The sequence below is a fragment of the Bradyrhizobium sp. LTSP857 genome, assembly GCF_000938285.1.
In the GTDB taxonomy this organism is placed as follows: domain Bacteria; phylum Pseudomonadota; class Alphaproteobacteria; order Rhizobiales; family Xanthobacteraceae; genus Bradyrhizobium.
Map to the genome: position 1 here is coordinate 439,852 of NZ_JYMS01000007.1, position 23,870 is coordinate 463,721.

22 protein-coding genes are annotated in these 23,870 nt (G+C 63.9%); 8 read left to right on the plus strand and 14 right to left on the minus strand.

Annotated features, from left to right (window positions below; all coding sequences use genetic code 11):
- Positions 1 to 4: 4 nt before the first annotated feature.
- Positions 5 to 1,501 (minus strand): CoA-acylating methylmalonate-semialdehyde dehydrogenase, encoded by a 1,497-nt coding sequence (locus UP06_RS03655; RefSeq protein WP_045000553.1) that lies wholly within the window; start codon positions 1,499 to 1,501, stop codon positions 5 to 7.
- 101 nt (positions 1,502 to 1,602) lie between these two features.
- On the opposite strand from UP06_RS03655, the gene UP06_RS03660 reads away from it, so the two are divergent.
- Positions 1,603 to 2,511, plus strand: coding sequence for a LysR family transcriptional regulator (locus UP06_RS03660; RefSeq protein WP_045000555.1), 909 nt, complete (start codon positions 1,603 to 1,605; stop codon positions 2,509 to 2,511).
- A gap of 108 nt (positions 2,512 to 2,619) precedes the next feature.
- Here UP06_RS03660 and UP06_RS03665 read toward each other — a convergent pair whose 3' ends face one another.
- Both UP06_RS03665 and UP06_RS03670 read right to left on the minus strand, forming a co-directional pair.
- Entirely contained in the window at positions 2,620 to 3,240 is a 621-nt protein-coding gene (locus UP06_RS03665; RefSeq protein ID WP_045000557.1) for a TetR/AcrR family transcriptional regulator, read from the minus strand.
- 70 nt (positions 3,241 to 3,310) lie between these two features.
- Positions 3,311 to 3,838: a PaaI family thioesterase gene (locus tag UP06_RS03670; protein WP_045000559.1), complete on the minus strand. Its 528-nt coding sequence runs from the start codon at positions 3,836 to 3,838 to the stop codon at positions 3,311 to 3,313.
- Positions 3,839 to 3,992: 154 nt separating this feature from the next.
- Here UP06_RS03670 and UP06_RS03675 point away from each other — a divergent pair, with 154 nt between their 5' ends.
- The 3 genes from UP06_RS03675 (at position 3,993) to UP06_RS03685 (ending at position 7,652) form a co-directional block, all read left to right on the plus strand.
- On the plus strand, positions 3,993 to 4,763 hold the full coding sequence (locus UP06_RS03675) for an enoyl-CoA hydratase (RefSeq protein WP_045000561.1): 771 nt from the start codon (positions 3,993 to 3,995) through the stop codon (positions 4,761 to 4,763).
- A 284-nt stretch (positions 4,764 to 5,047) separates the two neighbouring features.
- On the plus strand, positions 5,048 to 6,244 hold the full coding sequence (locus tag UP06_RS03680; RefSeq protein WP_045001140.1) for an acetyl-CoA C-acyltransferase: 1,197 nt from the start codon (positions 5,048 to 5,050) through the stop codon (positions 6,242 to 6,244).
- A 112-nt stretch (positions 6,245 to 6,356) separates the two neighbouring features.
- On the plus strand, positions 6,357 to 7,652 hold the full coding sequence (locus UP06_RS03685; protein WP_045000564.1) for an MFS transporter: 1,296 nt from the start codon (positions 6,357 to 6,359) through the stop codon (positions 7,650 to 7,652).
- On the opposite strand, the gene UP06_RS03690 is transcribed toward UP06_RS03685, so the two are convergent.
- The 3 genes from UP06_RS03690 to UP06_RS03700 all read right to left on the minus strand — a co-directional run bounded on the left by UP06_RS03690 (position 7,649) and on the right by UP06_RS03700 (position 10,984).
- Positions 7,649 to 9,049 (minus strand): carbohydrate porin, encoded by a 1,401-nt coding sequence (locus tag UP06_RS03690; protein ID WP_045000566.1) that lies wholly within the window; start codon positions 9,047 to 9,049, stop codon positions 7,649 to 7,651. The two genes, UP06_RS03685 and UP06_RS03690, sit on opposite strands and share 4 nt — an antisense overlap.
- Before the next feature lie 22 nt (positions 9,050 to 9,071).
- Positions 9,072 to 10,091, minus strand: coding sequence for a transporter (locus UP06_RS03695; RefSeq protein ID WP_045001142.1), 1,020 nt, complete (start codon positions 10,089 to 10,091; stop codon positions 9,072 to 9,074).
- A gap of 110 nt (positions 10,092 to 10,201) precedes the next feature.
- A complete protein-coding gene (locus tag UP06_RS03700) occupies positions 10,202 to 10,984 on the minus strand; it encodes an acetoacetate decarboxylase (protein ID WP_045000568.1) in 783 nt (260 codons plus the stop codon).
- A 225-nt stretch (positions 10,985 to 11,209) separates the two neighbouring features.
- On the opposite strand from UP06_RS03700, the gene UP06_RS03705 reads away from it, so the two are divergent.
- Together UP06_RS03705 and UP06_RS03710 are read left to right on the plus strand one after the other, a co-directional pair.
- A complete protein-coding gene (locus UP06_RS03705) occupies positions 11,210 to 12,385 on the plus strand; it encodes a patatin-like phospholipase family protein (RefSeq protein ID WP_045000570.1) in 1,176 nt (391 codons plus the stop codon).
- A gap of 320 nt (positions 12,386 to 12,705) precedes the next feature.
- A complete protein-coding gene (locus UP06_RS03710; protein ID WP_045000573.1) occupies positions 12,706 to 14,079 on the plus strand; it encodes an aldehyde dehydrogenase family protein in 1,374 nt (457 codons plus the stop codon).
- A 161-nt stretch (positions 14,080 to 14,240) separates the two neighbouring features.
- Here UP06_RS03710 and UP06_RS03715 read toward each other — a convergent pair whose 3' ends face one another.
- From UP06_RS03715 to UP06_RS03725, 3 genes are all read right to left on the minus strand, one after another.
- Entirely contained in the window at positions 14,241 to 14,717 is a 477-nt protein-coding gene (locus UP06_RS03715) for a hypothetical protein (protein ID WP_245305394.1), read from the minus strand.
- A gap of 273 nt (positions 14,718 to 14,990) precedes the next feature.
- Complete coding sequence (locus UP06_RS03720) at positions 14,991 to 16,550, minus strand: acyl-CoA carboxylase subunit beta (RefSeq protein ID WP_045000578.1); 1,560 nt, start codon at positions 16,548 to 16,550, stop codon at positions 14,991 to 14,993.
- Positions 16,480 to 17,454 carry an IclR family transcriptional regulator gene (locus tag UP06_RS03725; RefSeq protein WP_045000580.1) on the minus strand — a complete coding sequence of 325 codons (975 nt, stop codon included), beginning with the start codon at positions 17,452 to 17,454 and terminating at the stop codon, positions 16,480 to 16,482. The genes UP06_RS03720 and UP06_RS03725 overlap by 71 nt, the downstream gene beginning before the upstream one ends.
- A gap of 94 nt (positions 17,455 to 17,548) precedes the next feature.
- On the opposite strand from UP06_RS03725, the gene UP06_RS03730 reads away from it, so the two are divergent.
- Positions 17,549 to 17,770 carry an acyl-CoA carboxylase biotin carboxyl carrier protein subunit gene (locus tag UP06_RS03730; protein WP_045000582.1) on the plus strand — a complete coding sequence of 74 codons (222 nt, stop codon included), beginning with the start codon at positions 17,549 to 17,551 and terminating at the stop codon, positions 17,768 to 17,770.
- A 148-nt stretch (positions 17,771 to 17,918) separates the two neighbouring features.
- Positions 17,919 to 19,766 carry a glutaminase A gene (glsA, locus tag UP06_RS03735; RefSeq protein ID WP_045000584.1) on the plus strand — a complete coding sequence of 616 codons (1,848 nt, stop codon included), beginning with the start codon at positions 17,919 to 17,921 and terminating at the stop codon, positions 19,764 to 19,766.
- Positions 19,767 to 19,785: 19 nt separating this feature from the next.
- Here glsA and UP06_RS03740 read toward each other — a convergent pair whose 3' ends face one another.
- The 5 genes from UP06_RS03740 to UP06_RS03760 form a co-directional block, all read right to left on the minus strand.
- Positions 19,786 to 20,088, minus strand: a complete 303-nt coding sequence (locus UP06_RS03740; RefSeq protein ID WP_045001143.1) for a nucleoside triphosphate pyrophosphohydrolase family protein — start codon at positions 20,086 to 20,088, stop codon at positions 19,786 to 19,788.
- Positions 20,089 to 20,114: 26 nt separating this feature from the next.
- Positions 20,115 to 20,642 (minus strand): carboxymuconolactone decarboxylase family protein, encoded by a 528-nt coding sequence (locus UP06_RS03745; RefSeq protein ID WP_045000586.1) that lies wholly within the window; start codon positions 20,640 to 20,642, stop codon positions 20,115 to 20,117.
- Between the two features lie 481 nt (positions 20,643 to 21,123).
- Positions 21,124 to 21,489, minus strand: a complete 366-nt coding sequence (locus tag UP06_RS03750) for a Zn-ribbon domain-containing OB-fold protein (protein ID WP_045000588.1) — start codon at positions 21,487 to 21,489, stop codon at positions 21,124 to 21,126.
- Positions 21,486 to 22,622, minus strand: coding sequence for a thiolase family protein (locus tag UP06_RS03755; protein ID WP_045000590.1), 1,137 nt, complete (start codon positions 22,620 to 22,622; stop codon positions 21,486 to 21,488). Before UP06_RS03755 ends, UP06_RS03750 begins: the two co-directional genes overlap by 4 nt.
- Positions 22,619 to 23,842: a CaiB/BaiF CoA transferase family protein gene (locus UP06_RS03760; RefSeq protein WP_045000592.1), complete on the minus strand. Its 1,224-nt coding sequence runs from the start codon at positions 23,840 to 23,842 to the stop codon at positions 22,619 to 22,621. Before UP06_RS03760 ends, UP06_RS03755 begins: the two co-directional genes overlap by 4 nt.
- Positions 23,843 to 23,870: the final 28 nt, after the last annotated feature.

A 23,870-nucleotide genomic window follows, 5' to 3' on the forward strand; every position in this document is an offset into this window, starting at 1 on the left:
AGGATCACTTCATCAGCGGGATCGAGAACTCCGCACCTTCCTTGACGCCGGACGGCCAGCGCGAGGTGACCGTCTTGGTCTTGGTGTAGAAGCGGACCGAATCCGGGCCGTGCTGGTTGAGATCGCCGAAGCCCGACTTCTTCCAACCGCCGAAGGTGTAATAGGCGATCGGCACCGGGATCGGCACGTTGATGCCGACCATGCCGACATTGACCTTGGCCGCGAAATCGCGCGCGGCGTCGCCGTCGCGGGTGAAGATGGCAACTCCGTTGCCGTAATCATGCTCGGACGGCAGCGCCAGCGCTTCCTTGTAGTCGTGCGCACGCACCACCGAGAGCACCGGGCCAAAGATCTCTTCCTTGTAGATCCGCATGTCCTTTGTGACATTGTCGAACAGCGAACCGCCGAGATAGAAACCGTTCTCGTAGCCCTGCATCTTGAAGCCGCGGCCGTCGACGGCCAGCGTCGCGCCTTCCTTGATGCCGATGTCGATGTAGCCCTTGACCTTCTCGACCGCCTCGCGCGTCACCAGCGGACCGTAATCGGCCGACGGATCGATCGAGGTGCCGATCTTGAGCGATTCGACGCGCGGGATCAGCTTTTCCATCAGCCGGTCGGCGGTGGACTTGCCGACGGGCACGGCGACGGAGACCGCCATGCAGCGCTCGCCGGCCGAGCCGTAGCCGGCGCCGATCAGCGCATCGACCGCCTGGTCCATGTCGGCGTCCGGCATGATGATGGCGTGGTTCTTGGCGCCGCCAAAACACTGGCAGCGCTTGCCGGTCTGGGCTGCGCGCTCATAGATGTACTGCGCGATCGGCGTGGAGCCGACGAAGCCGACGGCCTTGATATCGGGATCATCGAGGATGGCGTCGACGGCTTCCTTGTCGCCATTGACGACGTTGAGGATGCCGGCCGGCAGGCCCGCCTCCATCATCAGCTCGGCGAGCATCATCGGCACGCCGGGATCGCGCTCCGACGGCTTCAGGATGAAGGCGTTGCCGCAGGCAATCGCAGGCGCGAACTTCCACATCGGGATCATCGCTGGGAAGTTGAATGGCGTGATGCCGGCAACGACGCCGAGCGCCTGGCGCATTGAATAGATGTCGATGCCAGGGCCGGCGCCTTCGGTGTACTCGCCCTTCATCAAATGCGGGATACCGCAGGCGAATTCCGCGACTTCGAGGCCGCGCTGGATGTCGCCCTTGGCGTCGGGAACGGTCTTGCCGTGCTCGCGGGCGAGCAGCTCGGCGAGCTTGTCGTAATCGCGCTGCACCAGCTCGACAAACTTCATCATGACGCGGGCGCGGCGCTGCGGGTTGGTCGCGGCCCATTCCGGCTGCGCAGCGCGGGCGTTCTCGACCGCAGCGCGGACCTCGGCCTTGGACGCCAGCGCCACCTTGGCCTGGACGTCACCGGTCATCGGCTCGAAAACGTCGGCGGTGCGGCCCGAGGTGCCCTTGACTTCCTTGCCACCGATGAAATGTCCGATTGAACGCATGGAATGATCTCCTTCAGGCCAGCCAGTTAGCTTTGACAAATCCTATCGACCTGCATTTTATAGGATTCAAGTCTGAGATAATGCACCATAGATGTGCGAAAATGCCGGATCAAGATAACATCGACTGGGACGACTTCCGCTTCGTGCTGGCCATCGTGCGGGGCGGCTCAGTTTCGGCTGCGGCAAAGCAGCTCGGGGTCGACCATGCCACCGTGATCCGCCGCGTCGACCGGCTGGAAAAGCACCTCTCGGCCAAGCTGTTTGACCGGCGCAAGACCGGCTATCTCCTGACCGAGGCCGGCCAGCGCGTCGCCGACAGTGCGGAAGCGATGGAATCGACCATCGTCGCCAACCAGGAGCAGGTCGGCGGCTCGGTGGCGCGGCTGACCGGCACCGTGCGGATCGGCGCGCCGGACGGGTTTGGCACCGCCTTCCTGGCGCCGCGGCTGGCGCCGTTCGCGGACCGCTATCCAGACCTCGATCTGCAACTTGTAGCAACCGCCCGGCTGTTCAGTCTCTCCAAGCGCGAGGCCGATATCGCCATCAGCCTGACCATGCCCAAGGAAGGCCGCATCGTCGGGCGCAAGCTGCTCGATTATCGCCTCGGGCTCTATGCTGCCCCTGGCTATCTCGACCGTTTCCCGAAGATCGCCTCACGCGAGGTGCTGCCGCAGCATCGTTTCGTCGGTTATATCGAGGAACTCCTGTTCACGCCGGAGCTCGACTATCTGCCGCAGGTCTCGCCGCGGATTTCGGCGCGTCTGCGCAGTGCGAATCTGATCGCGCAGCTCAATGCCACGCTCGCAGGCTTCGGCATTGCCGTGCTGCCGCATTTCATGGCGAGCGACTATCCGCAGCTCGTGCCGGTGCTGCCGGAGGAGGTCTCGATCACCCGCACGTTCTGGATGCTGATGCACGCCGACAGCAAGGATCTCGCGCGGATCAGGGCGGTGGCGGATTACATCGGCGAGATCGTGGACCGCGACCGGGCGTTGTTTGCGGGGCGGTGATGCCGCCCTCGTAGGGTGGGCAAAGCGAAGCGTGCCCACCACCTCTATAGCAATAGCGGAGAGATGGTGGGCACGGCGCAAGAGCGCCTTTGCCCACCCTACTGCATCTCAGCTCTGCTTAGCCTTCTTCGCCGCCGTCACCTTCGGCTCACGCTTGGCACCATCAAGTGCGCTGTCCTTGCCCGCCTTCAGCACCTCGTCCGACAGCTCACTCGAGCCCGCGATACGCGCCAGCAGCATGGTGCCGGCCATCGTCGCCAGCGTCGCGATCGCCTGCTTGCGCGCGGCCTTGCGCGACATGTCGGGAATAAAACCCACCATCATCTCGATCATCTCGTCGAGCTTGCCGGCAAAGGCTTTTCGCGTCTTCGGACTCTCGCGAGAGATCTCGGAGCCGAGCGAGGGGATCGAGCAGCCATGGCCGGGATTGTCGCGGTGCAACGCCGAGAGATAGGTTTCGACGATCTGGGTGAGCTGCTTCTCGGGCGCGACCTGATCAGACTGCTTGCGCCAATGCTCCATCGAGCGGTCCATGGCGTAGGCAAAAGCCTCGATCACTAGCGCCTCGCGGGAATCGAAATGCGCGTAGAAGCCGCCATGGGTCAGGCCTGCCTCTTTCATGAGGTCGGCGACGCCTATCCCGTGGGCACCCTTTTCGCGCAGCCGCACGGACGCTTTTTTCACGATCCGATCGTGAGTTTCCTGCTTGTGTTCCCGGGAGTAGCGCATGCGGTTCTCATTGGATGTCGGAAATCATCTTATAACACGTATATCGGACGGACCGCGCATTAATTCCCGGTTATGTGCCGCCAATCATGGAAAAGGTTGCAGTTGCATGGACCGCGAGCGCGCCCTTGCCATCGCGGACAAAGCCCTCGGTGTAGCTGGTCTGCCGCCCCAGCTTGATCACCTTGCCTTCGGCGGAAATCAGCCCGGAACGGACCGAGAGCGGGCGCAGGAAGGTCATCTTCAGATCGAGGGTGACGGACCCCTGCCCGGCCTCCAGCCGCGTCGAAATCGCGCAGCCCATGGCGGTATCGATCAGCGCCGCAGCGGTCGCCCCGTGCAGCAGGCCGATGGTATTTTCCAGATCCTCGCGCGGCTCCAGTTCCATTACGATCCGGCCCGGCTCGACCACGGCCATGATGAAACCGATCAGCTTCGCGAAGGGCGGCGGCGGCAGCCGGCCGTCGCGAATGCCGAGCATGGCGTCCATGCCGGAAAGACCCATGGCAGCTTTCGCAATCGGCGCCGGAACCTGCCAGTCCACCACACGCTCTCGTCGCTGCGCCGGCGAAAACAGGTCGAGTTGATCGATGTCGGTCATGGCCGCCTCTTTAAATGATATATGTCATACTATGCTGCGGACTTCACGCTGGCAACTCCACCTCTCCTCCCAGCTTGACAAGCAATCCATTTCGGCCCGGAAGTGATCCCGACCGGTGCGCCCGCGTACGTCCACGAAAATTAGAGATCTCGCCATGGAAATGCTCAACAACCACTGCGGCGTGACGCGCGATGCGCGCGGCGTCGTCAACGTTGCGATCTGCAACGCCGGCTCGCTCAACATTTTGGGTTCGCCCGTCACCGACGCGGTGCGTGAAGGCCTGCAGCAGCTCTCGTCCGATCGCAGCATCCGCGTCATGGTGCTGCGCGGCCAGAGCGAGAAGAGCATGATCGGCGGTGCCGACATCAAGGAGATGGCCAAGCTCGACCAGAAGTCAGCCGAGACCTTCATCAGCCGCCTGCGCGATCTCTGCGAAGCGGTGCGCGCGTTCCCCGCTCCCGTGATCGCACGGATGCCCGGCTGGTGCCTCGGCGGCGGGCTCGAAGTGGCCGCCGCCTGCGATTTCCGCATTGCCGCCCATGATGCCCATTTCGGTATGCCGGAGGTACGCGTCGGCATCCCCTCGGTGATCCATGCAGCGCTGTTGCCGCGCCTGATCGGCTGGGCTCACGCGCGCTGGCTGGTGATGACGGCGGAGAACATCGACGCGCCGACGGCGCTGGCGTGGGGACTGATCGACAAGGTCGCGCCGGAGGGTGGACTGGATGCCGAGATCGAGCACCTTGTGAAAGCGCTGCTCGAATGCGGCCCCGAGGCGCTGCGCTCGCAGAAAGCGCTGTTGCGGCAATGGGAGGAACTGCCGCTGACGGAGTCGGTGAACCTCAGCGTCAAGGTGTTCGGCGAGTCGTTCCTGACGGACGAGCCGACGCGGCTGATGCAGGCATTCGTGAACCGGAAGCGTTAGGGCCGCTCCAACAACGGTGTCATGCCACGCGAAAGCGGGGCATCCAGTACGCCGCGGCCCATCGACTCAACCACTGCCGCCTCTAGAATACTGGATCACCCGCTTTCGCGGATGATGACAGCGTGGGTGACGCTGTCGCTGCACCCACAGCCACGCACCTCCTCCGTTCGAACGACCAATTCTCATCCGAACCACGACAATTTCTCATGCTGGTCGCGGTTGCATTTTTTGCGCCGCATCATATGATGATCATAATCTTACCCGTCATCGTAGGGAGTTCCGTCATGGCCGAAGCCGCCGATCCCGTCGTCATCGTTTCCGCCGCCCGCACCCCGCTCGGCCGCTTCATGGGCGAGCTGTCGCCGCTGGCTGCGCACAAGCTCGGATCGCATGTCATTGGGGCAGCGCTGGAGCGCGCGAAACTCGCGCCGGAGAAGGTCGACGAGGTCTTCATGGGCTGCGTGCTGCCGGCCGGCCAGGGCCAGGCGCCGGCGCGGCAAGCGGCGCGCGCGGCCGGACTTCCCGACGCAACCGGTGCCACCACCGTGAACAAGGTCTGCGGCTCCGGCATGAAGGCGACCATGCTGGCGCACGACATCATTCGCGCGGGCTCGGCTGACATCGTCGTCTCCGGCGGCATGGAGAGTATGAGCAACGCACCGTATCTCCTGGCGAAGGCACGTGGTGGCTATCGCGCCGGCCACGACCGCATCATCGACCACATGATGATGGACGGGTTGGAGGATGCCTACGAAACCGGCCGTTCCATGGGCGATTTCGGCGAGGCCACCGCGGAAGCCTATCAGTTCACCCGCAAGGACCAGGACGCCTATGCCATGGAAACGCTCAGTCGCGCGCGCAAGGCGGTCGAGGGAGGCGCGTTCAAGGCCGAGATCGCGCCCATCACGCTGACCGAGAAGGCCGGTCCACGCATCGTCGCCAATGACGAGCATCCGCTGAAGGTCGATCCGGCCAAGATCCCCGGACTGAAGCCGGCGTTTCGTGCCAACGGCACGATCACACCTGCGGCCTCCTCCGCCAATGCCGATGGCGCCGCCGCGCTCGTGTTGACGAAGCGGTCGCTCGCCGATCGCAACGGCTTGCCGGCGCTCGCCGTGATCAAGGGCCACGCCACACATAGCCAGGAGCCGCAATGGTTCACCACGGCGCCGATTCCGGCGATCCGCAAGCTGCTCGACAAAGTCGGCTGGAGCGCCGGCGATGTCGACTTGTTCGAGATCAACGAGGCCTTCGCCGTGGTCGCGATGGCAGCGCAGCGTGATCTCGGCGTTCCCCGTGACAAACTCAACATCAACGGCGGCGCCTGCGCGCTCGGCCATCCCATCGGCGCGACCGGCGCACGGCTGATCGTGACGCTGCTGCATGCACTCGAAGCGAACAATCTCAAGCGCGGCGTCGCGGCACTCTGCATCGGCGGCGGTGAGGCCACGGCGATCGCGGTGGAACGTCTCACGCACTGACGCGGAACGTCCGAAAATGAGGGAAGTCTGGCATTTAAGACTTACCGCTCTTATGCCAGACTGCAACAATGACGCGGGCCTTTCGACACCCGCCAACGACGATTGAGGGGCAGTGATTTCGAACTGGCTCGCGGCAGCGCTTGGCCGCCGCAATATCCACTATGCCTGGGTGATGGTCGGCGTGACCTTCTTCGCCGCGCTGATCAGCGCCGGCACGGTCGGCGCGCCCGGCGTGTTTATCGTTCCCTTGCAGAAAGAGTTCGGCTGGAGCACGGCGCAGATCTCGTCTGCGCTGTCGATCCGCTTCATCCTGTTCGGGCTGATGGCACCGTTCGCCGCCGCGCTTCTGAATCGCTACGGCCTGCGCAACGTCACGCTGACCGCGCAGCTCATCGTCGTCTCGGCGCTCGTGCTTTCGCTTGGCATGACCGAGATCTGGCAACTCGTGGCTCTCTGGGGCGTCGTGATCGGCATCGGCACCGGCATGACTGCGCTCGTGCTGGGCGCCACCATCTCCACGCGCTGGTTTGCCGCGCGGCGCGGCCTCGTCGTCGGCGTCTTGACCGCGAGTGTCGCCACCGGCCAGCTCGTGTTCCTGCCGCTGCTCGCAAGCCTCACCGAACGCTTCGGCTGGCGCCTTGCGCTCGGCTTCGTCTGTATCATGCTCGGCGTCTCCGCACTGGCAGTCCTGCTCGTGATGCGCGACCGCCCGAGCGATGTGGGCCTGCGCCCATTCGGCGATGAAGGCACCGAGCCCCTGCCCGCGCCGCCGGTGAACCACGGCTCGATCACGGCAGTCGCGCTCGGCACGCTGCGCGACGCCTCGAAATCGCGCGCGTTCTGGATTCTGTTTGGAACCTTCTTCGTCTGCGGCGCCTCGACCAACGGCCTCGTGCAGGTGCATCTGATCCCGATGTGTCTCGATTTCGGCATCCCGCAAGTGCAGGCGGCGAGCCTGCTGGCTGCGATGGGCATCTTCGACTTCTTCGGCACCATCATGTCGGGCTGGCTGTCAGACCGGTACGACAATCGCTATCTGCTGTTCTGGTATTACGGCCTGCGCGGGCTCTCGCTGATCTTCCTCCCGTTCAGCGACTTCTCGTTCTATGGGCTGTCGATCTTCGCGATGTTCTACGGGCTCGACTGGATCGCGACCGTGCCGCCGACGGTGCGGCTGACCGCGCAGAAATTCGGACCCGAGCGCGCCAATCTGGTGTTCGGCTGGATTTTTGCCGGCCATCAGCTCGGCGCCGGCACTGCGGCTTTCGGCGCGGGCTTGTCGCGAACGCTGCTGCAGAGCTATCTACCCGCCTTCTTCGTTGCGGGTGCTCTGTGCGTGTTTGCGTCGCTGATGGTGCTTGGACTCTCACAGCAGCCGAAGCCGCAAGCGAAGCCGGCGATGGCTTAGTACCTGATCGTGGTGGTGACGCCGAACACCGCGGCGTCACCAATCCGCGATATCCCGGCCGGATCGTTCGGGTTCGGGATGCCGCCGGATGGGCGGAACACGTACTGGAAGTACGGCGCTATGAGCCAGCCTGGCTTGATGTGCGCCTCGTAGATCATCTCGATCAGAGTCTCGTTGCTGCGTACCGGGCTTGAGACGCCGCTGAAGAACTGCGTATCGAGATCGAGATTGCGCGCCGTGTTCGATATCCGCATGTAGGCGATCGCCGCACCGAAGCGATCGAGCGGACGGCCGGGGACGAAGCCAACGAAGCCGATGCCGCCGTCGAGATAGAGATCGATCAGATTGCGGTCGGGCGGGCTGTAGGCGATGCGGCCGAACGCGGTGACGCCCGGGATCGAGGCCGAGGTGGTGTTGTCGGTCGACCCCGGCGGGCGGTAGAGCACCTGCTCGATGACTGCGAAGAGTCCGTAATTGCCGTGAAGCTTGGCCGGAATGCCGCTTCCTGAGGGATCAGCGAGCGACAGGCCTTCCGCCGTGAAACGCTGGCTGTCGAAATCACCATAGTGCTTCCAGCCGCCGGGTGTGAAATTGCCGGCGAGCGAGCGGCCACCAATGTCGATGTCATAGTCGAACCGCACCTGCCCGATGAGCCAGGGCGGATCGTTGACGCGAAAGGCGAGACCATGATTGTCGCGCGTCTGCGGGTCACCGTCACCGGGCGCGGCTGGATTACCGTTGAAGACCGCACCGAAAGCCGTGATCCTGTCCGTCAGCGCAGCCTTGACGCGAAGGCCGGGCACCGCGATCGGCGGTGCCGGGCCACCGGCCGGAAGATTGCTCGCCTTGATCGCGGGCCAGCCGAAGGTGCCGTTGATGAAGAGGTCGTCGGTCTGGCTGTCGAAGAATTCCACGTCGGCGGCCTGCTGGCCGGCCCTGATGTTGAGCCTGTCGTTGAAGAGGCTCTGCTCGAAATAGGCATTGTAGAGCCGCTGGTCCGGCAATGCCTCGATCTCGCTGATGGTGGCGAGGTTGTGGATGTAGTTGCGGCTCAGCCCGCGGCCGTAGATGATGTAGCCATTGGCGTAGAAGCGGCCACCGGTCCAGCCGACGAGCTTGTCGAGATCGGCATCGACCGAGAGATCAAGGCGGCCGAAATGGATGGCGCCGCGCGACACCCCGCCCGACACATTGCCGATGTTGTCGGCGATGTAGGTCGCGCCGAAGTTCAGGCCCTTGTTGGCGAGCCCGTCATGCCATTCGTTGAACCATTTTGGAGCCAGCCATTCGGCCGCGCTCTCGTCCTTGGCGCCGGCGAATGCGCTGGTGCTGGCGAGAGACAGCGCGATGATCGCGGCCGCGCTTCTCAACACGGAGGTCTGGGCAGTCCCGCTCACGTCTGACACCGGCTGGCATACACTATTTTTTGAAGATGCCCGTGCGCCGCATGAAAAGATAGGCCAGGACGATCGAGGCAACCATCATCGCGGCGGCCCACAGGAACCCATCCTCGACGTCGGTCAGCGGCAGGCCTTTGGTGTTCATGCCGAAGATGCCGGTGATCAGCGTCGGCGGCAGCAACAGCGTCGTCACGATCGAGAGCGTGTGGAGGTGCTTGTTGCTCTCTTCCTCGTTCTTGAAGCGCAGTTCCTCCTCGAGCAGGCGGCTGCGCTCGCGGAGCTCGACGATGTCGTGATCGAGCCCGTCCAGCCGCTGCGCCAGCTTGCCGGCCTGAATGCGCAACCCTGGCGTGAGATGATCGGTGTTCTTCTGATCGAGGCGGTGAAACAGCACGCGCAGGCCGGTGAGCTGGCGATGCAGCCTGACACAGGTCCGGCGCAGCCGGCCGAGATTGCGGCGCATCTCCGGCTTGGCGTCGTCGGCGAGAATGCGTTCCTCGATGCCGTCGATCTCCTGCCCGAGCTTGTCGGCCATGCGGTCCAGCGTGTCGGCGACCTCGTCGACGATCTTCTCAAGCAGATGAGCGACATTGTCGACGCGATAGCCGCCTTCGAGCACGCGGCGGGTCGCATCCGCCGAGCACAGCGCCTGATGACGGCCGGACACCAGCAGATGCTCGGTCATGGCGAAGCGCAGGAACGCGGTCTCTTCCGTCGCGCTGTCGATGTCGCGCACGAGATCGGAAAACACGCCGTAGACGCAGTGATCGATGACGTGAAGCTGCTGGAACGTGTCGTTCGACAGCAGCAGCTCGCGTGCGAGCGGCGGCAGGCTGGAATCGGCAATCCATGGCCGGGCGCGCGCATCGGTGAGGTTGAAATGCAGCCAGAGCCGGCCATCATGGCTGAACTCGATCGGCTGGGCGACCGGCAGCGCCTCGGCGCTGCCGTCGCTGTGCAGCCGGAACGCCCAGACGAGGCCTGGAATGGCCGGCGCAACATCCGATATCGCGCTGACAAGCTTTGCCGGCTCAGCCATGCTGACCCCCACATATGCGCCCATGTCCGGGGGGCCGTTAATGGCCTCCTCCGGATCTCTCGCGGGTACTCAATTACGCCGATGTTACAGCTTGATGATGGTGTGCCGCCCTACTCCGCGGCCAGCCCCGTCGCGGCCCCCGCCTGGGCCTCCTTGATGTAGTCGTGCACGACGCGGCCGAACGGCAGCGTCAAATCGGCGATGTAGTGATGCGCCCCGATGCAGCGGCGCACCGGGAAATCGGCAACCGGCGCATTCACATGCGGCACCAGATGCAGCCGACCGGGTCCGATCCAGGAGCCCTTCGGCACGATGTCGATGAGGTTGATGGCGACGAGCTGGCAGACCTCGAGATGGCCGTCGACACCCGGGATCATCTTCAGATTGATCTGCGTCTTCGACAGCGTGGCGCGGGTGAGATCGCCGTTGCCGGCCATGCTCTCATGCTTGTAGCCCATCGTGCCCATGGCGACGAGCTGGCCGGCATATTCCAGCGTGCCCGTCAGCGTGTCCTTGACGATATCGAGCTTGGGATGGGCGTATTTCTTGGGAAAGCCCCAAATCTCGCGGCCGGCCGCGATCGGCGGATCATCGTCGAGATACATCTGCGAGACGAAATTGACCTCCTCGCCATGCAGGCGCGCGGGGATGACGAGGCCGGACTCGGTGTAGCTGCCGAAGCCGGAGGAGTCAGGCATCCTGATCCATTCGTAATGCACGATCGGCTGGTCGATCGGCTCCAGCGGCTCAGGTAGCCCGGCGCGGATCAGGTCCGGGTCGGTCTCGTAGGTGATGACGAGGAATTCGCGGTTGACGAAGCGATAAGGGCCGGCCGGATAGCTTGGCCCGGCCGCCGGCATGGATGGAAGTCTCAGCAAATCTTCCCTGCGCATCGCTGCTCTCCTGTGTGACGTCTGTGATTTTGCCCGGCGGCTACCGACTTTATCCAAATTGCTAGCCGCCGTCATTGACCGCGATGTGAAGGATTTCCGTCAACCGCACGACCCCGTGCCATTCCCGTTGCGGTTGATCTGCATGCCGACGATGCATCGATGCCCGCTTTGTCATCACACCGTCATTGCCGGACGCAATCGTTTGGAAAAGCAGGAGGCACCACCATGGACGCCCGCACGTCGCAACCGACACATCAGACACAGCAGCCTCCCTCACGGGGCTGGCGCCCCGAGCGCTGCGATCGCGTCGCGCTGGTGCTGCAAGGCGGCGGCGCGCTCGGTGCCTACCAGGCCGGCGTCTACCAGGCGCTGCACGAGGCCGGCATCGAGCCTGACTGGGTCTGCGGCGTCTCGATCGGCGCGATCAACTCCGCCATCATCGCCGGCAACAAGCCGGAGAACCGGCTCGATCAGCTCCGAATCTTCTGGGAGCGCATCACCAACCGCAAGATCTGGCACTACACGCCCGACGGCGACATCTTCCGCCAGGCGCGCAACTTCGTCAGCGCCTACATGACCTCGGCGATGGGCCAGCCCGGCTTCTTCACGCCGCACCAGGTCAATCCGTGGCTCAGCCCGGTCGGGGCCCGAACTGCGACCAGCTATTACGACACGGCTCCGCTGAAGGAGACGCTGCTCGAGCTGGTCGACTTCGACCTCATCAACGAGAAGAAGGTCCGCTTCGCGGTCGGCGCGGTGAACATCCTGTCCGGCAATTTCATCTATTTCGACAACGCCCATGACGAGATCGAGCCGGAGCACATCATGGCCTCCGGCGCGCTGCCGCCGGCGCTGCCGATGGTGCGGATCGGCACCGATCATTTCTGGGACGGCGGCATCGTCTCCAATACCCCGCTCCAGCACCTGCTCGACCAGGAGGATGCACTGAATTCGCTGGTGTTCCAGGTCGACCTGTTCAGCGCCCGCGGCGTGCTGCCGCGCTCGATCCAGGACGTGATGGCCCGCCACAAGGACATCATGTATTCCTCGCGCACGCGCCACAACACCGATGTCTATCGCAAGACGCACAATCTCAAGGTCCAGCTCTACAAGGCGCTGGCGAAGATTCCGGACGAGCAATTGTCCGACGAGGATCGCAGCCTCAAGACAAGCCTGCGCAGCATGCCGGAGATCGCGATCCTGCATCTGATCTACCAGCAAAAGGCCTATGAGGGCGACGCCAAGGACCACGAGTTCTCGGGCACCTCGATGCGCGAGCACTGGACCAGCGGCTACGAGGACACCAAGCGCACGCTGAAGCGGCGCGACTGGATCAAGATGCCGGAGGAAGGCATGGGCCTCGTGGTGCACGACGTGCATCGGGAGACGGAGAGCGCGTGAGGGGCCCTCCCCAACAAAAAGGCCGAAAACAACCCCATGCACAGTAGCCGGCGGCTGTCGGATCAATGACTTAGCGCATCCGCAAGTCGGTTTGACTCGTCGGGCAAAACACCGGCACAATGCCATCATTGCGAAATCGCACGACCGCACCCGCTCCGCGCCGACGCGCGACGTGGCCAGCTCGCGCCCGATGCCATACACTTCGCGGTAAGGGCGTTGGGAGGCCAAGTTGATCCGCGCGGTGCAGACAGCCGGAGAGCAGCGCGCCTCGGCCTGCAGCTCCATGCCGCCTCTGACTCGCCGATGCGCGGGAGACAATGATGATCAAAGTCGTACAGGCCTTCGACCGAAAAGAGATCACCGAACTCGCCAGTGACGACGCCGCCGCGCTGGAGGCGAAGTTCGAGACCGCACGAAAGCTGCTCGCTGACCGAAAGGCCTGGCTGAAGCCGCATCAGCGGATCGCCATTCTCAACAAGCTTGCCGATCTGGTTGCCGAGAAGCGACAGGATTTCGGCATCCTGATCGCACGCGAGGGTGGAAAACCGCTTACGGACGCATTGATCGAGACCGATCGGGCGATCGACGGCATCCGCTCGGCGGCAGACTTTCTGCGCACCCGCGGTGGGGTCGAGATCCCCATGGGCCTCACGCCCGCAAGCGACGGCCGGCGGGCATTGACCATCAAGGAACCGATCGGCATCGTCGCGGCGATCTCGGCTTTCAATCATCCCCTCAACCTGATCGTTCACCAGCTCGCGCCGGCGATCGCGACCGGTTGCCCGGTGATCGTGAAGCCGGCAGGCACAACGCCTCTGTGCTGTGTGGAACTGGTGAAGCTTGTTCACAAGGCCGGCATGCCCGAAGGCTGGGTCCAGACGTTCCTCCCGGAGGATCCCAGCCTTCCGGAAAAATTTGCGACCGACCCGCGCGTCGCCTTCCTGAGTTTCATCGGCTCGGCGCGCGTCGGCTGGCACCTGCGATCCGTTATCACCCCCGGTGCGCGCTGCGCGCTCGAGCACGGTGGCGTCGCTCCCCTGATCGTCGACCGCAGCGCCGATCTCGAGAAAATCATCGAGCCAATCGTCAAGGGTGGATACTACCACGCGGGGCAAGTGTGCGTATCGGTCCAGCGCATCTACGTGCATTCCGCGCTTCAGAAGGAATTCATCGACCGGATGGCGGCAAGGGTCGAGGCCCTGAAAGTGGGAGATCCGACACTCCCCGAGACGGAGGTCGGACCGCTCATTACGCCGCAGGAGGTCGCGCGCGTCGAAGGCTGGATCGCCGAGGCGACCGCGGCCGGAACACGCCAGATTGGCGGCGGACGGCTAAGCGAGACCACGCTTCGGCCGTCGATACTCATCTCGCCGCCCCGCGATGCCAAGGTCTCGACCCTCGAGGTGTTCGGACCGGTGACCTGCGTCTACCCCTTCGAGCACATCGACGATGCGATCGCCGAAGCCAACTCACTTCCCGTCTCGTTCCAGTCCGCCATCTTTACGCGCGATCTCGCGGTTGCACTGGATGCGGCCGAGCGCCTCGACGCGGCAGCGGTGATGATCAACGACCACACCGCCTTCCGCACCGACTGGATGCCTTTCGCGGGTCGCCGCGTATCGGGACATGGCGTCGGCGGCATTCCCTTCACGATGCATGAGATGACGGCGGAGAAGATGATCGTGTTCAAGTAAACCCAGAGATCGGCTCGCCAAAAGGCGACATCGTTGACGCGCCACAATTGTCGCCAACGACTTCCTCGCGTGAGCTGCCTAGCCGTGAAGTTGCGAGTTGAGGCCGCCCCAATTCGGTGTACGTCTGGTTGCCTCAAGAGGACCGCCCGCGGACGATGAGCTCACTTCGCTTCCCTGTTCAATTCGATCGCGACCTCAGAGACCCAGGATCCCGGCGCATCCATCAGGAAAGACTGATGATTGCCCTTGGTCTGGATTGTCACCAACGCAGCCACGGTGTTTCCTTCAATCCGCGCCTCGATCAAGCCGTCCGTATTTGTTCCGTAGACCTTGCCGCCCTGCCGGTATTCGCTCTCGAACCAGTTGCCGGAAAGCTCGGTCCCGTTCTGATCGATGTTTGCCGACAAGACCATCTTGTACGCATCGCTCGCGCAGCGCAGGTCAAGACTAACCGACCGTCCAGGCTTGGTGATGTTGTACGCCACTTTGCAGCGAACCTTCTCACGCGGGCCGTCGGACGGCTTCATCGTGCCGATGCCCGACCAGGCGCCGGCCAAATTGTCCAGCGCCGGCTCCGCGTGCAAGCCGCTGATGCACACGAGCGCAAGGCAGGTCGCGCCTACGCCGATACGTGCCACCGAAGAGTTCAATCGCATTCTGCCAATCCTGATCTGCAATGTCTGAGCCGTCTTAGGCTCGGACAGCCGCAGGATGTTGGCGAAGATGTTGAGAGATGTTGCGGAAGTTGGCTGAACGTTGCTGGCGTCATTGCGAGGAGCGCTTGCGACGAAGCAATCCAGGCTATCTCTGCGGAGAGATTCTGGATTGCTTCGCTTCCGCCTTTGCTCTTCGAGCTACGGCGGACAAGGCGCTCGCAATGACGGCTGAGCCCGGAACGACGATCGCGCCCATTACGGTCTGATCGAAAAATTCTCCGACGGTCCCGCCTTGCGCAGCGGCTCGGCCAGACGCGCGAATTCGCACAGCAACCCCCGCGTCTTGCGCGGGTCGATGATCTCCTCGACCCAGAATTTTTCAGCCGAGCGGAACGGTGAGCGCAGCTTGTTCAGCCGCTCCTGGATCTCCTTCAGCTTCTCTGCCTTGTCCTCGGCTGCATCGATGTCGGCGCGGTAGGCAGCTTCGATGCCGCCTTCGAGCGGGAGCGAGCCCCAATAGGCCGACGGCCAGGCGTAGCGGATCGAGAAGCGGTCGGCCGGCTGATGCACGACGCCGGCGACGCCGAAGGCGTTGCGCAGGATCACGGTGCACCAGGGCACCGTGGTCTGGTTGACCGCGGCCATGGCGCGGACGCCGTGGCGGATCGTGGCCGCCTTCTCGGCGTCGAGGCCGATCATGAAGCCCGGGCAGTCCATGAGATAGACGATCGGCAGATGAAAGGTCTCGGCGAAGTCGACCCAGCGTACCACCTTCTGGCAGGCATCCGCCGTCCAGGAGCCGCCATAGTGAAAGCTGTCGCTGGCGAGCACCATCACCGCCCTGCCCTCGAGCCGGGCGAGACCGACGATGATCGGCTTGCCGAAATTCTTTGCGACCTCGAAGAACGAGTCCTTGTCGACGACGGACTCGACGATCGGCCGCATCTTGTAGACCTGCTTGCGATTGCGCGGCACCGCGTTCATCAGCGCTTCTTCGCTGCGCTCGGGATTGTCGGTGCAGGGCAAGGTCGGCGGCAATTCGTAAACCGACGACGGCAGATAAGACAGGAAACGCCGCGCGCAGGCGAGCGCCTCTTCCTCGGTGTCGACGGCATGATCGACCGCGCCGGCGCGGGTCTGGATATCCGCGCCGCCGAGTTCCTCCTTCGATAGGTCCTGTCCCAGCGCCTTCACCACCGGCGGGCCCGCGACGAACATCGCGGACTTCCTGGTCATGATCGAATAGTGGCTGGCAGCGAGACGCGCAGCGCCAAGGCCAGCGACCGAGCCGAGACCCAGCGCGACCACGGGAACGCGCGACAGGTTTTCCGTGGTGAAGCGATACCAGCGGGTGCCGCCGATGCCGCCGGGCAGATTGGCCGCGCCCTTGGTCTCGATGGTCTTGACCGAGCCGCCACCGCCGGAGCCTTCGATGATACGGACGATCGGCAGACGAAAATCGTGCGCCATCTCCTCCGCCATCAGCGGCTTTGCCGAGATCGACGCATCCGCCGAACCACCGCGCACGGTGAAATCGTCGCCGACCACGACGACGGTGCGGCCATCAACACGAGCACGGCCGAACACGCAGTTCGCCGGCGTCACGTTCTTGAGTTCACCGCTGGAATCGTACTCACCGACACCGGAGACGGCACCGATTTCGTGAAAGCTGCCTGTGTCGATCAGCTTCTCGATGCGCTCCCGAACAGTCAGCCGGCCCTGGTCATGCTGTCGCTTGACCTTGTCAACGCCGCCCATCTCCCGCGCGAAGGCTTCGCGCCGGGCGAGCTCGTCGAGTTCCGGCTTCCAGTTCATTCACTCCCTCCGAATTGATCGGCTTGTTATTGTTATGCACGGCCATTGCGACCGGTTTGCGCGAGATACGGGCGTTGAAGACGTCGCCCTCGGCGCCTTCGAGCAGGCTGCCCAGCGAGCGGCCGAGCTCGAGCATCAACGGCGCGACTTCAGCATGCAGACGCTGCTCATCGTACATCGCCGACAGGAGGCCGATCGTGATGACCACGAAGGTCTGATACTGCGGCGACCAGATCGGCACCGCGAGCCCGTTGATGTGCGGGCTCCACAGGCCGCAGGCCACGACATAGCCATGCTCGCGCAGCGACTGCCGGTTGGCTTCGATACGAGGCCGCAGGATTTTTGCAGCCTCGGGGGCTTCCCGCTCCATCTCCGCAATGAAGGCATCGCCGACTTCCGGCGCCAGCGCCGCAGTGTAGGCCGCGCCCGCAGCGGTGGAAGCCATCGAGATGCGGCTGCCGGTGCCCTCGTGCAGGCCGAGTGCGGTCGCCGAGCGCGCGAACTGGAGATAGACCAGATGAAAGCGATCGGGGACGACGAAGCCGACCGTGCCGGGCAATTGCTCGGCGACTTCCTGGAGCCGCTGCCGGATCATGCTGCGCAGTTGCGCGCCCTTCATCATCGAGGCGCTCATCGCCACGGCGCTCGGGCCGATGCGATATTTCTGGTCGCGCGGCAGGTAAACCAGTTGCCCCATGCGCGTCAGCGTGTGCGTAAGCCGCGACACCGTCGAGCGCGGCAGCCCACAGCGATTTGAAATTTCGAGATTGCCGAGCCTGCTATCGTGGCCCTCGAAGCATCGCAACACGTCGAACGCGCGCGAGACCACCTGGATGACATCACCTTCACCGGCATCGCCGGCGAGCGCACCTTGCCTACTCAACCGCTCCGAACGTCGTCCCATGATCCCTACCAGTTGTTCCGCTGTGCGGAATTAAATTCCGCTTGCAGACGACGCTACCTCAGGCATTTTGCGGCGACAACAAAAAGGCGGTGGCATGCCAGAAATTAAGATCGTCACGGAAGTCGCGGGACGCATCTGCGCAACTCCCGTGCAAGTTGGAGGAACCGTTGCGGATGGCGATGAAATTGTGGTGGTCGAAGCCATGAAGATGGAGATACCGGTGTCCTCGCCTGCAGCCGGCACGATCACATCGCTGCTCGTCAAGCTCGACGATGTCGTTGCCGAAGGACAAGCGATCGCGATCGTTGCGAGCTGAGCTCACGCCGTTGCGGTTGCAGCCCGCGACAATCTGAAACACATGACATTGCGATGGCGACGGCGTCTTGCGTTCGGGCGTCACGGCGGGATGGCCTTCGGTGACCAGCGGGTTGCGCGTGCCCTGATTGCGTTGCACAAGGGAGGCGATGATAGCGCAACCGCCGCCCGCCTCTGCCTGGACCCGCTCGAAGCCGCCGTTGCTGCGGTTTCTGGACACGTGCCTCAAGGAATTCTCGGCCGAGACCTCGGGCGCGGTGGCCGACTACATCCCGGAGCTCGGCAAGGCCGACCCTGCCTATTTCGGCATCAGCCTCGCGACGCTGGACGGCCATGTCTACGAGGTCGGCGACAGCCGGGTGCCCTTCACCATCCAGTCGATGTCAAAACCGTTCGTGTTCGCGCTGGCGCTGGATCTGCTCGGCGCCGGCCGCGTCGAGAGCGCAATCGGCGTCGAGCCGTCGGGCGACCCCTTCAACTCGATCCGGCTCAATTCCGACAACCATCCGTTCAACCCGATGGTCAATGCCGGCGCGATCGCCTGCACCGGGCTGATCCACGAGAGCAAGGGCGCTGAGGCCTTCGAGCAGATCCGGCTTGCGCTCAGCCGTTTCGCCGGGCGCGACCTCGCTATCGATGAGGCCGTCTACGCTTCCGAAAGCCTGACTGGCGATCGCAACCGCGCCATCGGCTATCTCCTGAAGACGAATGCGGTGATCTCAGACAATGTCGCCGGCGTCCTCGACGTCTATTTCCGGCAATGCGCGGTGCTGGTCACTGCGCGCGACATCGCGGTGATGGCGGCGACGCTCGCCAACCGCGGCGTCAATCCGGTCACCGGCGAGCAGGTGATGACGCCTTACGCGATCTCGCGCACGCTGTCGGTGATGACGTCGTCGGGCATGTACGACTATGCCGGCGAATGGATCTACCGGATCGGCATTCCTGCCAAGAGCGGCGTCGGCGGCGGCATTTTGGCGGCGCTCCCCGCCCGGCTCGGGCTCGGGAGCTATTCGCCAAAGCTCGACAAGCACGGCAACAGCGTGCGCGGCATCAAGGTCTGCGAAGCGCTGTCCTCGCATTACGATCTGCACATGCTCAACCGCAGCGACGACGCGCGCAACGCCGTGATCGCCGACTACGACATCGGCAAGAGCCCGTCGCGCCGCGTTCGCCGTCAGCGGGAGCGCGAGATTTTGGCCGCGCACGAGCAGGAGGTGCGGGTCATCGAGCTGGTCGGCACGCTGTCGCTCTCCGCGGTCGACTACGTCTCGCGGCGGCTTGCCGGGCGTCCGCGGCCGCAATTCGTGATCTTCGATCTTCACCGCGTGACCTCAACCACGCGCGCAGGCGCGCGGCTGGTGGCCGAAGCTTTCGAGGAACTCGCCGCGCTGAATGTCACGGTGGTGCTGTCAGGCGTCAGGCGCGCGTCCAAGGAGTGGAATACGCTGCGCGAATGGACGGCCGAACTCAAGAACGTCCGTGACTTCTATCTGCTCGACACCGCGATCGAATGGGCCGAAGACCAGATCGTCTATCGCCATGGCGGCTCGATCGACTTTCATGAAACCACCGAGCTTGCCGAACAGCCACTGCTCGACGGGCTGGGCGCGGAAGAGCTGAAAGACCTCGCCTCGACCTGCGCGATCAGGACATACCAGTCCGGCGCAAAAATCCTCACCACCGGCGATCCCGCAGACGCCCTGTTCTTCCTGCGCAGCGGCGCCGTGCATGTCACGCTGCCCGACGGCGTCAGGCTAGCCACGCTCACCGCCGGTATGGCCTTTGGCGAGATGGCCCTGATCGAGACCACCCGCTCTGCCGACGTCTACGCCGATATGGCAGCGACTGCGTTCGAAGTGCCCCTGAAGGATTTCGAACGCTTCCGCGAGCAGCACCCGCGCGCCTCCGAGCGCATCATGCGCAACCTGGCGCAGTTGCTCGCCGATCGCCTGATCGTGGCCAACGCCAAGGTCGATATTTTGACGTCGACGTGAGCAGCAGCGCCGGCAGGGTTCAGCGGCTCGCTGCCTCACTCAGCCGGCGGTTGATCTTGGCCGCGCTTGCCTTGAGCAATTCGGACGGTTGCTGGCCAGTCGCCGCGCAAAGGCAGGCCCAGTAATAGATGACGTCGCCGAGTTCATCGACGAGACCTGCCTGATCGAGCCAGTCATCGCGCAGCAGCTTCTTGATGTGATCCGCGACCTCGCCAGATTCGCCCGCGAGGCCGAGACCGAGATAGGACAGCCGCTCGTTGGACGGATGCTCATCGACTTTCGCAATAGTCGCAGCCCAAGCCGCGTATTCATCGATCGTCATCGGCATCCCTCGCCGTTGCTATCGGATCAGCCCACCACTTCGGCGACCGGCTGGAGATCGATCTCGAACGTCTCCAGGAATTTCGAGGTCATGATGTAGAAGCCGACCGAGAGCTGCAATTCGACCAGCGCGGCCGGCGTCAGCTTTGCGGCGATCGCCTTGAAGGTCGCATCCGTCGGCTTGTTCAGCTTCACGATCTCGTCGGTGAAGGCGAGCGCGGCGCGCTGCGTGTCATCGAAGCAGGTGGCCGCCTGCCAGTTCGCGAGCGCTTCGTTCTGCGCGTCGGTGACGCCGACATTCTTGCCGATGCGCTTGTGCGCGACGATCTCGTACGGCGCCTCGCACAAAATGCCGGTGCGCGTAATCGCGAGCTCGCGCACGATCGGATCGAGCTCGCCCTTGTGGCGGATGGCGCCGCCGAGACGGCAGTACTGTTCAAAATAACTCGGCGAATGCGACATCATGCGGAAGATGTTGGCATTGCGGTTCTTGTCGAGAATCTCGCGGGTGCGGTCGGATGCCTTGGACGGGTCGCTGTAGCCGATGCGGGCCATGATCTCTGATTTTCCTTGAGCTTTTGATGCTTATTGTCGTTGCCGGAGAAAGTTCCCAAAAACTCTATTCGTGCGCGACCGCAGGAGCAACATCATCGAGTCAAAATGCCGCCGCATTGCTGATCGACCTTGGCACAGTCGATATTCGCTGCGTGGGGACACATTGCAGCGGATACTCGAAGTGGGGTGTTCCGAGTAAAAAACAATTGGCCGTCGGGTGCGCAGTGCGCGCAACGATGAGTCACGCCCAAGTCTAGGGAGAAAATGGCATGAAGGAAGCCACCAAGGGGGCGGCCTCGGGAGCGCTCGCGCATATGCTGGCGGTGACGGCGATGCTCGTCATCGCCAGCATATTGTTCTACGGGCGTTAGCTAGAGTTGTAAGAGTTTTCGTCATTCCGGGGTGGCTCTCGCACAAGCCAGGCCCAGAATTCCCGTTCCAGGCTCGGTCCTTTGGACCGCCCCCGAATGACGAATCCCACCTATTTCCTTCTCGTGAAAAATGGCACGAGCTTTCCGGCGAACGCCGCGAAGCTCGCATCGACCTCGTCGCCAATGGCGAGACCGTTCTCGCCATGCGCCATCATGCGAAATCCCTCGGCGCAATCGACCAGCACGATGTTGTACGGCACATGCGCGCGCGTCTCGGGCGTCGCGGCACGGCAGACCAGCGAGGTCGCGTACACCCTGCCCTTGCCGCTGGCGCGCGCCTCGCGCGGATCCGACGCGCCGCAGGCCGCGCAGAAGGCGCGGTGGAAATACTGCACATGGCCGCATGCGCCACAGGTCTGGTAGGTGATGGCCTCTTCGCCCTTGGTCCAATCGGCGATTCGTTCGCTGCTGCTCATCGCACCCGCTCCAGGAACATGCTGACATGTGACGACAGCACGCCGCCGTCGCCATGAAGCAACGCGATCGAGGCGTCGCGCACCTGACGGTGAGCGGCCCGTCCCGTCATCTGCAAATGCGCCTCGACCAGATGCGCCATCGCGCCGCCGACGCCGCAATGGCCGTAGCTGAGCAGGCCGCCGTGCGTATTCAGCGGCATCGCGCCGTCGCGGCTGAAATGGCCGGCGCGCACACGGGCTGCCGCCTCGCCGCGACCGGCGAGGCCGAGGTCTTCCAGCAGCATCGCGAGCGTGATGGTAAAGCTGTCGTAGATCGCGGCGTAGCGTACGTCCGAGATCGCAAGGCCGGTGGCTTCCCTGGCGCGAGCGATCGAGATCTCGGCACCGAGCTCGCTTAAGCCGGGCGCAGCGGTGACATGCTGATGGGTATGGGCCTGGGCGCAGCCGCGGATGCGCACCCCTAGCTCCCCGCTGCGCTCGCGGCTGATGACGAAGGCCGCTCCGCCGTCGGATACCGGACAGCAATCGAGCAATTTGAGCGGCATCGCCACCGGCTTCGACGCCATGACGTCGGCGACGGTGATGGGATCGTGGAATTGCGCGCCGGGATGGGTGCAGGCGTGCGTGCGCATCAGCACGGCGAACTCGGCAAGGTCTTCTTCCGTCACGCCATATTCGTGCATGTAGCGGGTGGCTACGAGGCCGTAGTAGGCAGGGATGGTCGGCCCCAGCGGCACCTCGTAATCGGGATGGCCGACCTGCGCCAAGGCCTGGATCGAGGCATCGCGGCTCTGCCCAGTGAGACGGTTCTCGCCGGCGACGACGAGCACGTTGCGCGCGACGCCGGCGTCGACGAGGTGATGCGCGAGCATCGTCATCGCGAGCCCCGTGGCGCCGCCGACTTGCACCGCGTGGGCGTAAGACGGCCGGATGCCGAAATGTTCGGCGAACACGGTCGCCAGCATGATGTGCGGCGACACCGTAGAGTAGCCGCAGAGGATGCCGTCGATGTCCGAACGCTTCAGCCCGGCATCGTCGAGCGCGGCTTGCGCCGCCCTGCTCATGAGGTCGAGCGAGGATGAGCCTTCGTGCTTGCCGTAAGATGTGAGGCCGACGCCGGTGATGAAGCTCATGGGCGCACCTGTGCATCGTCATTCAGGGGCGGCGAACGGGTGACGCCATCACGGACCATTGCGGCGATCTCGTCCTGGGAGTAGCCGATCTCGTGTAAAATCTCCGCGCCGTGCTCGTTGAGCTGCGGCGCCAGCCGCACCGGTTCGGCCTCGGTCTCGGACCAGGTGGCCGTCACCTTCATGCTCCGGATCGGCCCTTCGGTCGGATGGTTCACGACGGGGAAGAAGTTCGTCGCTTCCAGATGCTCGTCGTGGAGCACACCCTGCAAATCATGCATCGGCATCACCGGCACGTCGGCCTTGGTGAGCAGATCGATCCATTCCGCGGTGGTGCGCGTCTCGAAGATGCGTGCGAGCTCGGCGTAGACGACGTCGATATTGGCGGCGCGGCCGGCGAAGGTCGCGAATTTTGGATCGGCGCGCAGATCGTCGCGGCCGGTCGCTTCAAAGAAACTATTCCACTGCTTGTCGTTGTACACGATGACGCTGAGATAGCCGTCCGACGTCTTGTAGGGCCTGCGGTCGCGCGAGAGGTGGCGGGCGTAGCCGCCCTTGTCGAGCGGCGGCTCGTAGGTCAGCCCGCCCATATGATCGCCCATGACGAACCCCGCCATGGTCTCGAACATCGGGATGTCGACGCGCTGGCCGCGCCCGGTGCGATCTCGATGCACCAGGCTGGCGCAGATCGCGCCGACGGCAGTGAGGCCGACGATGCGGTCGACCAGGGCGTTCGGCACGTAGCGCGGCACGCCGTCGCCGGTCTGCGCCATCAGCGCCGGCAGCGCGGTTGCGCCCTGGATCAAATCGTCATAGGCAGGTTTTGCGGCATAGGGACCGTCCTGGCCGAAGCCGAACACGCCGGCATAGACGAGGCGCGGATTGATTTTCGAGACGACGTCATAGCCGAGCTGAAGCCGCGCCATCGCTTGCGGGCGGACATTGTAGACCAGCACATCGGCGTCCTTCAAAAGCCGCAGCACGGCCTCGCGGCCGGCGGGCTTCTTCAGGTCGAGGCAGATCGAGCGCTTGCTGCGGTTGGTGTTGAGGAACACCGGCCCCATGCCGGCATGACGCATCGGGCCGATCAGGCGGGTGACGTCGCCGTCGAGCGATTCCACCTTGATGATGTCGGCGCCGTAGTCGCCGAGCATCTGGGTGGCATAGGGGCCCATCAGCACAGTCGTCATGTCGATGACCTTGATGCCCTTCAGCGGCCCCATCGTTCACTCCCGATTGCGCAAGCCGAGA

Bases quoted from the DNA above. Each gene is read 5' to 3' on its own strand.
- UP06_RS03655 (WP_045000553.1), bottom strand. From the start codon at position 1,501: ATGCGTTCAATCGGACATTTCATCGGTGGCAAGGAAGTCAAGGGCACC.
- UP06_RS03700 (WP_045000568.1), bottom strand. From the start codon at position 10,984: ATGCGCAGGGAAGATTTGCTGAGACTTCCATCCATGCCGGCGGCCGGG.
- UP06_RS03745 (WP_045000586.1), bottom strand. From the start codon at position 20,642: ATGGCCCGCATCGGCTACAGCGACCCGTCCAAGGCATCCGACCGCACC.
- UP06_RS03730 (WP_045000582.1), top strand. From the start codon at position 17,549: ATGCCAGAAATTAAGATCGTCACGGAAGTCGCGGGACGCATCTGCGCA.
- UP06_RS03680 (WP_045001140.1), top strand. From the start codon at position 5,048: ATGGCCGAAGCCGCCGATCCCGTCGTCATCGTTTCCGCCGCCCGCACC.
- UP06_RS03740 (WP_045001143.1), bottom strand. From the start codon at position 20,088: ATGACGATCGATGAATACGCGGCTTGGGCTGCGACTATTGCGAAAGTC.
- UP06_RS03750 (WP_045000588.1), bottom strand. From the start codon at position 21,489: ATGAGCAGCAGCGAACGAATCGCCGATTGGACCAAGGGCGAAGAGGCC.
- glsA (WP_045000584.1), top strand. From the start codon at position 17,919: ATGATAGCGCAACCGCCGCCCGCCTCTGCCTGGACCCGCTCGAAGCCG.
- UP06_RS03760 (WP_045000592.1), bottom strand. From the start codon at position 23,842: ATGGGGCCGCTGAAGGGCATCAAGGTCATCGACATGACGACTGTGCTG.
- UP06_RS03725 (WP_045000580.1), bottom strand. From the start codon at position 17,454: ATGGGACGACGTTCGGAGCGGTTGAGTAGGCAAGGTGCGCTCGCCGGC.
- UP06_RS03755 (WP_045000590.1), bottom strand. From the start codon at position 22,622: ATGAGCTTCATCACCGGCGTCGGCCTCACATCTTACGGCAAGCACGAA.
- UP06_RS03720 (WP_045000578.1), bottom strand. From the start codon at position 16,550: ATGAACTGGAAGCCGGAACTCGACGAGCTCGCCCGGCGCGAAGCCTTC.
- UP06_RS03670 (WP_045000559.1), bottom strand. From the start codon at position 3,838: ATGACCGACATCGATCAACTCGACCTGTTTTCGCCGGCGCAGCGACGA.
- UP06_RS03710 (WP_045000573.1), top strand. From the start codon at position 12,706: ATGATCAAAGTCGTACAGGCCTTCGACCGAAAAGAGATCACCGAACTC.
- UP06_RS03695 (WP_045001142.1), bottom strand. From the start codon at position 10,091: ATGGCTGAGCCGGCAAAGCTTGTCAGCGCGATATCGGATGTTGCGCCG.
- UP06_RS03675 (WP_045000561.1), top strand. From the start codon at position 3,993: ATGGAAATGCTCAACAACCACTGCGGCGTGACGCGCGATGCGCGCGGC.
- UP06_RS03660 (WP_045000555.1), top strand. From the start codon at position 1,603: ATGCCGGATCAAGATAACATCGACTGGGACGACTTCCGCTTCGTGCTG.
- UP06_RS03705 (WP_045000570.1), top strand. From the start codon at position 11,210: ATGGACGCCCGCACGTCGCAACCGACACATCAGACACAGCAGCCTCCC.
- UP06_RS03665 (WP_045000557.1), bottom strand. From the start codon at position 3,240: ATGCGCTACTCCCGGGAACACAAGCAGGAAACTCACGATCGGATCGTG.